The 1,867-nt window shown below is 69.4% G+C and carries 1 protein-coding gene; it reads right to left on the minus strand.

All coding sequences use genetic code 11. The features are described 5' to 3' along the window. Nucleotides 1-99 precede the first annotated feature (99 nt). Nucleotides 100-1,860: an acetyl/propionyl/methylcrotonyl-CoA carboxylase subunit alpha gene (locus DFQ14_RS21575; RefSeq protein WP_114455176.1), complete on the minus strand. Its 1,761-nt coding sequence runs from the start codon at nucleotides 1,858-1,860 to the stop codon at nucleotides 100-102. Between the last annotated feature and the right edge of the window lie 7 nt (nucleotides 1,861-1,867).

Here is a 1,867-nt window from a genome sequence, read left to right on the forward strand (position 1 = left end):
GCCGCCCGTGATTGGTTGGTGCGGTTGTTGAGGTGGTGGTGTTGGTTGGGGGTTGTGTTGCCGGTGGCGGTTGGGGGCCGCCACCGGCGTTCCCGGTGTTCAGTGTGTGATGTCGCAGATGGTGGTGCCTTGGCTGAGGGTGTCGCCGGGTTGGGTTTTCAGGCCGGTGATGGTGCCGGTTTTGTGGGCGGTGACGGGGTTTTCCATTTTCATGGCTTCCAGCACCAGGATCTGTTGGCCGGCCTCGACGTGGTCGCCGTCGTCGGCGAGGAGTGTGACCACGGTGCCTTGCATGGGGGCGGTGACCGCGTCGCCGGAGGCGGCCGCGGCGGTGGTCCCGGCGCGGCGGCGTTTGCGCGGGGCCGCTGCCGGGGTGGGGCCGCCGGGGGGTGTGGCGGCGAGTGCGGCCGGCAGTGACACCTCCAGGCGCCGGCCGCCGACCTCGACGGTGATGGTCTGGCGCGGCTCGGTCTCGGCCGCGGCTGTGGCGCCGGGGTGGGCTTCGATGGTGTTGGCGAACTCGGTTTCGATCCAGCGGGTGTGCACCGTGAACGACTCGGCGCCGTCGTCGGCGATGAAGGCCGGATCGCGCACGACCGCGCGGTGAAACGGCAGCACGGTGGCCAGCCCCTCCACGCGCATCTCATCAAGCACCCGGCGGGAACGCTCCAGCGCCTGGGCGCGGCTGTCGCCGGTGACGATGACCTTGGCCAGCAGCGAGTCGAACTGGCCGCCGATGACACTGCCGGCCTCCACCCCGGCGTCGAGACGCACCCCCGGCCCGGCCGGGGGCTGCCACGTCGTCACGGTGCCCGGCGTGGGCAGGAAGTTACGCCCGGCGTCCTCGCCGTTGATGCGGAACTCGATGGAATGGCCCCGCGCCGGTGGATCGGCGGTCACCGCCAGCGCCCGCCCCTCGGCGATGCGGAACTGCTGGCGCACCAAATCCAGCCCGGTGGTCTCCTCGCTGACGGGATGCTCGACCTGCAGCCGGGTGTTGACCTCCAAAAACGAGATCGTGCCATCGGCACCGACCAAAAACTCCACCGTGCCGGCACCGGCATAGCCGGCCTCGGCGCAAATCGCCCGCGCCGCGGTGTGGATCCGCTCCCGCTGCTGCTCGGTCAAAAACGGCGCCGGAGCCTCCTCGACCAGCTTCTGATGCCGCCGCTGCAGCGAACAATCCCGCGTGCCGACCACCACGGTGCCGTGCACATCGGCCAACACCTGGGCCTCCACATGCCGCGGCCGATCCAGATACCGCTCGACGAAACACTCCCCCCGGCCGAACGCCCCCTCGGCCTCGCGCACCGCCGAATCGAACAACTCCGGAATCTCGCCCAGCGTGCGAGCCACCTTCAACCCACGACCACCCCCACCGAAAGCAGCCTTGATCGCCACCGGCAGCCCGTGCGTCTCGGCGAAGGCGGTCACCTCCCCGGCATCGGCCACCGGATCGGTCGTGCCCGGCACCAACGGCGCCCCCGCAGCAGTGGCGATGTGCCGCGCGGTGACCTTGTCCCCCAAATCCCGAATCGCCTGCGGCGACGGCCCGATCCACACCAACCCCGCATCGATCACCGCCTGAGCGAACTCGGCACTCTCCGACAAAAACCCATAGCCCGGATGCACCGCATCCGCCCCCGAACGCTTCGCAACATCGACGACCTTGCCGATATCCAAATACGACTCCGCGGCCGTGACACCCCCCAACGCAAACGCCTCATCCGCCAACCGCACAAACAACGCCCCAGCATCCGGCTCGGCATACACCGCCACACTGGCAATCCCCTCATCGGCGCAGGCCCGCACCACCCGCACCGCAATCTCACCGCGATTCGCCACCAACACCTTGCGCAATCGCGCA

The sequence above is a fragment of the Halopolyspora algeriensis genome (assembly GCF_003337235.1).
Classification (GTDB): Bacteria; Actinomycetota; Actinomycetes; order Mycobacteriales; family Pseudonocardiaceae; genus Haloactinomyces; species Haloactinomyces algeriensis.